Source organism: Neisseria uirgultaei, from assembly GCF_962719845.1.
Taxonomy (GTDB): domain Bacteria; phylum Pseudomonadota; class Gammaproteobacteria; order Burkholderiales; family Neisseriaceae; genus Neisseria; species Neisseria bergeri.
This window is the reverse complement of record NZ_CAUIYF010000006.1, coordinates 126,100-132,940: the sequence shown is the minus strand read 5'-3', so window position 1 is coordinate 132,940 and position 6,841 is coordinate 126,100. Positions and strand designations below refer to the sequence as shown.

The window sequence follows — 6,841 nt, the reverse complement described above, 5'->3', positions numbered from 1 at the left end:
ACACTTATCGGTAATCTGTTTTGTTAAAGAGCGTTTGAACTGCTTCATCACCGCCGTTTCGTCAGCAGCGAAGACGCGAACTATACGCTTGAAGAGATTTGCGGTCAATACTTTCAGCGGAATTTTTTTGGGGAAATTCGTCATATCTCTGTCGGATAAGGTTTTTTATTTTTGCCAAACGCTGCGCATCCTCCAATAATCCCTTCCTCCCCCTCCTCTGACTGGTGCGCCTTTGTGAATATGCCGTCTGAAACTTGGGGCTTCAGACGGCATCTGTTGGCTCTTCTTATCTTTTCAGAATGATTTCCAATACGAACTTGCTGCCCATATAGGCAATCATAAGGCTGACAAATCCGATGATGGTCCACACGGCGGCTTTTTTGCCGCGCCATGCGGTCATGCTGTGCTTGAGCAGCAGTCCGCCGTAAATCAGCCATGACAATATGCCGAATACGGTTTTATGGGTAAAGGTCATGGGTTTGCCGAATACGGCTTCGGCAAAAAATGTTCCGCTGACGACGGAATAGGTCAGCAGGATAAAACCTGCCCACATAGCCTGGAACATAAGTTTTTCCAAACTGAGCAGCGACGGCAGGAATCCTGCGAGCTTGGAGAAGTTCCTGCGGTGCAGGCTCCGATTCAGCAGCAGGGTCAAAACGGACAATAATGTTGCGATACCGAACAGCCCGTATGCGAGCAGCGAAGTTCCGATATGCAGCATAAAGGGAAGGTCGGTAATTTCATATCCCGAGAATTTTCCAGGAAAAACCAAACCTGACAGCAGCATCAGTGCGGCGCAAGGATACAGCAGCAACTGCACTCCGCGCAGCGGATAAAAGAAGCTGCCGGCAAAATAAATAAACAGCATCATCCAAACAATCAGGCTGCCGGAATACCCGAAGCCCATAATGATGATTTTGTCTTGAATGACCGGCATAAGCAGTGCCACGCCGTGGACGGTCAATGCCGCGCCCAAAACCGGCAATTCCGTCTTCCACGGGTAATCCTGACCGCGCCCCTGCTGTTGGCAGTGCCATGCAAATGCACCCAATCCTGCGTAAACCGCCGTCAAAAAGATGAAAACTGTCGGCATGGTGGACTTTCTCTATCTATACTGTTGTGCCGTATGCGGCCGCTTATGAAATATTGGAACTTTTAACGTTGGAATTGTAAAATCCCCGTTTCGGGCAAGCCTTGACGGATTTGCCGATATGCTGTCCGGCACACAAGCCGCATCAAATTATTTTGATTTTATTTTAACAAAGAATGCCCCTGATGGGGCAAGCTATTCTTATTCAGACCAAGGACCAGTATGTTAGACAATTTAACCAGCCGCTTCAGCAATGTCCTCAAAAACATCCGCGGGCAAGCCAAACTGACCGAAGACAACATTAAAGAAGCCTTGCGCGAAGTCCGACTCGCCCTGCTTGAGGCGGATGTTGCCCTGCCTGTCGTCAAAGAGTTCGTCAACAACGTCAAAGAAAAGGCCCTCGGTCAGGAAGTGGCGGGCAGCCTGACGCCGGATCAGGCATTTATCGGCGTGGTCAACAAAGCCCTGACCGAACTGATGGGCAGGGAAAACAAAACGCTGGATTTGTCGGTTGCGCCGCCCGCCGTCGTTTTGATGGCTGGTTTGCAAGGTGCTGGTAAGACAACAACCGTCGGCAAGCTCGCCCGCCTGCTGAAAAACGATCAGAAGAAAAAAGTCTTGGTGGTATCCGCCGACGTTTACCGCCCTGCCGCGATTGAACAGCTGCGTCTGTTGGCCGAACAGGTCGGCGTGGACTTTTTCCCGTCCGATACCAACCAAAAACCGGTTGAGATTGCGACTGCCGCCGTCGATTACGCCAAAAAACATTTTTACGATGTCTTGATGGTCGATACCGCCGGTCGTTTGGCAATCGATGAAGAGATGATGAACGAAATCAAAGCCCTTCACGCAGCGGTTAACCCGGTGGAAACTTTGTTCGTCATCGATGCGATGCTGGGTCAGGATGCTGTGAATACTGCCCAAGCATTTAATGAAGCCCTGCCGCTGACCGGTGTCGTATTGACCAAGATGGACGGCGACTCGCGCGGCGGTGCGGCATTGTCCGTGCGCCAAGTAACCGGCAAGCCGATTAAATTTATCGGTGTCGGCGAAAAAATCAACGGCCTCGAACCTTTCCACCCCGACCGTCTTGCCAGCCGTATCCTCGGTATGGGCGACGTATTGACCCTGATTGAAGACGTTCAAAAAGGTATTGATGAAGAAGCCGCCGCCAAAATGGCGAAAAAGCTGCAAAAAGGCAGAGGCTTCGACCTCAATGATTTTAAAGAACAAATCCAGCAAATGCGCAATATGGGCGGCTTGGAAAACCTGATGTCGAAAATGCCGGGCGAACTGGGTCAAATATCGAAACAAATCCCCGAAGGTACGGCTGAAAAAGCGATGGGCAAAGTCGAAGCCATCATCAACTCGATGACCCCCAAAGAACGCGCCAACCCCGCCCTACTCAAAGCCAGCCGCAAACGCCGTATTGCGATGGGTGCGGGCACGACGGTACAGGAAGTGAACAAATTGCTCAAACAGTTTGAACAAATGCAGCAGATGATGAAGATGTTCAGTGGGAAAGGCTTAGGCAACCTGATGCGTATGGCGAAGGGGATGAGGGGGATGAAAGGAATGTTCCCGGGTTTGTAAGGTTTGAAAATGGATGCCGTCTGAACCGATTTTCAGACGGCATCTTGTCTGCTACCATATCCACGCGCCATCTTGCATCATTTTGAAACAGGGCGGCGCGCCTTTTCTTAACTTTCCGAATAGCCGAACTGCCTGCCCGTGCGACAATCCCGCACCGGCAAAATCAGCCGGTTGTTCAAAAAAAGCCCCACGGTCGGGGCAGTATGCGGGGAAGTGCCTTGTGCCTGCCCCACTTTCTTAAACCATAAAGGAAACATTATGAACCGTCGTCAATTTTTGGGCAGCGCCGCTGCCGTCTCTCTGGCTTCCGCCGCCTCTTTCGCGCGTGCGCACGGACACGCCGACCACCATCATCATCATCACGATATGCAGCCTGCCGCCGCATCCGCCTACACCGCCGTCCGCCAAACTGCCGCACACTGTCTGGATGCCGGACAGGTTTGCCTGACCCACTGCCTGTCCCTGCTCACTCAGGGCGACACGTCTATGTCCGACTGCGCGGTTGCCGTGCGCCAGATGCTTGCCTTATGCGGCGCGGTGCACGACCTTGCCGCACAAAATTCCCCTCTGACACGCGACGCGGCAAAAGTGTGCCTCGAAGCGTGCAAACAATGTTCCAAAGCCTGTAAAGAACATGCCGCCCACCATGCGGAATGCAAAGCATGTTACGAGTCCTGCCTCGACTGTATCAAAGAATGCGAAAAACTCGTTGCCTGATACTGAAAAATGCCGTCTGAACCCTGTTCAGACGGCATTTTTTTGACTGCTAAATTATGCGCCGAACACTTTCAAACGTTCTGCAACGGGTTCAAAGGTCTTTTCACCTGCCGCCCCTTCAATACCGCCGATAACCATTTGCGCGCGCAACAGCCAGTTTTCGGGGATATTCCACGCTTTGGCAATCGCCGCATCGGGCAAGGGGTTGTAATGTTGCAGGTTTGCACCTACGCCGACCGCGGCAAGCGTCGTCCAGACGGCATACTGTACCATAGCGTTCGCCTGATCCGCCCAAACGGGAAAGTTGGCGGCATAAGCAGGGAACTGCTCCTGCAAACCTTTGACGACATTTTGATCTTCATAAAACAAAATAGTTGCCGCACCCGCCTTAAACAGGTTCAATTTTTGCGCGGTCGGTTCAAACCTGTCGGCAGGCACGGCGGCACGCAGCGCGTCTTCAACAAATTGCCACACCTTATCATGCTCTTCGCCAAACAGCACGACCACGCGGGCAGATTGGGAATTGAACGAAGAAGGCGTGTGCAAAACGGCGTGTTCGACGATTTGAACGATTTCATCTTTGCCGACGGGCAGATTTTTATTTAACGAATAAACGGAACGGCGGCTTTCCGCAGCCTGTTGCAGAGATTGACGGGTCATTTCTTTTCCTCAAAAACATTCAACAAAATACACTTTAGGTAGTCCGGTTCAGGCTTTACGCTTGAAAAACAGCCTGTCCAGCGACCATGCTCCGCCGCCCGCTGCCGCGATATAGAGGAATACGAAGCAGAACAGCACTGCGGACTCGCCGCCGTTGGCAATCGGGAACAAAGCATTGCCGGAAGCATGCGCCATAAAATAGGCAACCGCCATCTGGCCGGACAAAACAAACGCGGCAGGGCGCGCAAACAGGCCCAACACCAGCAAAATGCCGCCGACAATTTCTAAAATACCGGCAAGCAGCAACAGCCCGCCGGGCGAACCGCTGCCCATTTCAATGGGGAAGGCGAAGAATTTTGACGTACCGTGCAACAAAAACAGGTAGGCGGTTACGATACGCAAAACAGAAAGCAGAACAGGTTGGATACGGTTGCAGCAATTGGACATAAAAGCTCCTTCGGTATTTATCTTCATTTCAGGCGGCAGAGTATAGATGTTTCCCCTTTTCAAATATATACTGCTTTTATTGATACAACTTTTCCACACAAGAAAATATGGACACCCTGTTCAGCCTCAAAGTTTTCCGCCAAGTCGTCCAAAGCGGCGGCTTCACCCGCGCCGCCGACGCGCTCGGCATCTCCACCGCAATGGCAAGCAAACACGTCAGCCACTTGGAAAACACCGTCCAAGCCAAACTCCTGCACCGCAACAGCCGCAACCTCAGCCTGACCGAAGCCGGGGAAGAATACTACCGGCAATGCAGTTACGCGCTCGACACGCTCGACGATGCCGCCCAAAAAGCCGCCGGGGGGACGGAAAAACCGCAGGGGCTGCTGCGCGTAACGATGCCGCTGTGGTTTGCCGGCAGCCTGATATGCAACTGGCTGGCGGAATACCGCGAACGTTATCCCGAAGTAACATTAGAACTGATTTTGGACAACCGCCACGTCGATTTGATTGCCGAAGGCGTGGATTTGGCGTTGCGCGTTTCCCAAACCCTGTCCCCTTCGCTAATCGCGCGCCCGCTGGCGGAAATCGAATTTGCCCTGCTCGCCTCGCCCGACTTCCTGAGGCGCAACAGCGTGCCGGAAACGCCGGAAGAAGTGGTGGGGCTGCCCGCCGTCCTGCCGACCTACACCAACCAGCAGAAACTCGACCTCACCCGCAAATCGGACGGCAAAAAATACCGGCTTGAACTGACCCCCGTCATCCGTACCGACAACACGCTGATGATGCGCGAAATGATTAAGGCAGGCGCGTGCATCGGTTATCAGCCGCTTTGGGCGGCGGAACACGATTTGCGCTGCGGCACGCTGGTGAGGCTGCTGCCCGGATACGCCGTCCCGACCGACCGGCTGAACGCCGTTTATGCGGACAGGGCATTCTTAAGCGCGAAAGTCCGCAGCTTCATCGATTTTCTGAACGAAAAAATCGCCAGCAGGAAAGGCTGCCGAAATGCCGTCTGAAACCGCTCGCCCCCTTTATGCGGACACGCGCGCCGCGCACACGCTCGTTTGGTTCCGCCAAAACCTCCGCATCCGCGACAACGCCGCCTTATGCGCCGCCGTTGCCGAAGGTTTGCCCATTATCGGTATTTGGATTGACGATGCCGAAACAGACAACCCTCGCCGCGCCGCGTTCTACCGCCAATCCGCCGCCGAACTCGCCCAAGGGCTTGCCGGGCGCGGCATTCCGTTCTACACGGCGGCATCGCCTGCCGGGCTCGTCCGGCTCGCCGTCCGCCTCAATATCCGCACCGTCATCGCCGACGAATCCCATACTTTTGCCGACAAACTCGCCGACAACGCCCTTTGGCACGAATTGGACAAACACGGCATCGCGTTAACCTTCGTCAACGACCGCGCCGTTTTCGGCAAAACCGACCTGATACCCGACGGCGGCACGGCATATGCCGATTTCGACCGCTACCGCGAAGTATGGCTCGACCGCTTTTCCAAGCAGCCCCCCGCCGGTCCGGACCCATTCGCGGCATACCGCCAACCCTTCCCCGAAAACCTTTCCGCCCCGCAACCTGCCGTTCTTTCAGACGGCATCTTCCTGCCGCAAAACGGCGGTGAAACGGCGGCTTGGCGGCAGTGGCGGCGGTTTCTCGAACAGGCGGCTTCCTACTCCGTTTTAAAGGATTTCCCCTCGCGCAAAAACACTTCGCTGATGGGTGCGTATTTGAGTGCCGGCTGCATCTCGCCGCGCCTGCTCGCGCGGGAAAGCCTCGAACTCCGTCTAAACGCGTGGGCGGACAACATCATCCGCCGCGATTTTTTCCTTCAACTTGCCTTGCAGCACGCGGATGACGACCCTTCAGACGGCAATCCGGAACACACCCTGCGCCTGACGCTTTGGCAGCAGGGCCGGACCGGCATTCCGATTATCGATGCCTCTATGCGCTGTTTGCACAAGACCGGCAGCCTCCACCCCACCCTGAGACGCTTGAGCGCGGACTTTTTCTGCCACGTTTTAAACCTCCCCCGCCGCGAAGGCGAGATATGGTTTGCCCGACAGCTGACCGATTTCGATGCAGCAATCAACCAAAGCAACTGGCGGCTTACCGCCTCACGGCACACCTGCCCCGACATTGCCGCCGCCGCACACAAGACCGACCCCGACGGCACCTTTGTCAGACGGCATATCCCCGAGCTTGCCCACCTACCGGCGGCAGTCATCCATACCCCGTGGCGCGCCGCCGGCAGCATCGACACCCACGGCTATCCCGCCCATCCTGTCGCCGGTATTCCCTAAGCGGCACGGCAACCTAAAACAAAT

The 6,841-nt window shown here is 54.7% G+C and carries 7 protein-coding genes; 4 read left to right on the top strand and 3 right to left on the bottom strand.

Going from position 1 to position 6,841, the window contains the following annotated elements; translation table 11 throughout:
- Window positions 1-286: 286 nt before the first annotated feature.
- Window positions 287-1,093, bottom strand: a complete 807-nt coding sequence (locus Q9J32_RS05555; RefSeq protein ID WP_301882984.1) for a cytochrome C assembly family protein — start codon at window positions 1,091-1,093, stop codon at window positions 287-289.
- 219 nt (window positions 1,094-1,312) lie between these two features.
- Here Q9J32_RS05555 and ffh point away from each other — a divergent pair, with 219 nt between their 5' ends.
- Complete coding sequence (gene ffh / locus Q9J32_RS05550) at window positions 1,313-2,683, top strand: signal recognition particle protein (RefSeq protein WP_301882981.1); 1,371 nt, start codon at window positions 1,313-1,315, stop codon at window positions 2,681-2,683.
- A gap of 258 nt (window positions 2,684-2,941) precedes the next feature.
- Window positions 2,942-3,400, top strand: a complete 459-nt coding sequence (locus Q9J32_RS05545; RefSeq protein ID WP_301817306.1) for a four-helix bundle copper-binding protein — start codon at window positions 2,942-2,944, stop codon at window positions 3,398-3,400.
- A 54-nt stretch (window positions 3,401-3,454) separates the two neighbouring features.
- On the opposite strand, the gene Q9J32_RS05540 is transcribed toward Q9J32_RS05545, so the two are convergent.
- Both Q9J32_RS05540 and Q9J32_RS05535 read right to left on the bottom strand, forming a co-directional pair.
- Window positions 3,455-4,060: a nitroreductase family protein gene (locus tag Q9J32_RS05540; RefSeq protein WP_301882979.1), complete on the bottom strand. Its 606-nt coding sequence runs from the start codon at window positions 4,058-4,060 to the stop codon at window positions 3,455-3,457.
- Between the two features lie 48 nt (window positions 4,061-4,108).
- A complete protein-coding gene (locus Q9J32_RS05535) occupies window positions 4,109-4,507 on the bottom strand; it encodes a DoxX family protein (RefSeq protein WP_137426292.1) in 399 nt (132 codons plus the stop codon).
- Window positions 4,508-4,614: 107 nt separating this feature from the next.
- Between Q9J32_RS05535 and Q9J32_RS05530 the strand changes: the two genes are divergently transcribed.
- On the top strand, window positions 4,615-5,526 hold the full coding sequence (locus Q9J32_RS05530; RefSeq protein ID WP_301882974.1) for a LysR family transcriptional regulator: 912 nt from the start codon (window positions 4,615-4,617) through the stop codon (window positions 5,524-5,526).
- On the top strand, window positions 5,516-6,817 hold the full coding sequence (locus Q9J32_RS05525; RefSeq protein ID WP_301882971.1) for an FAD-binding domain-containing protein: 1,302 nt from the start codon (window positions 5,516-5,518) through the stop codon (window positions 6,815-6,817). Before Q9J32_RS05530 ends, Q9J32_RS05525 begins: the two co-directional genes overlap by 11 nt.
- Window positions 6,818-6,841: the final 24 nt, after the last annotated feature.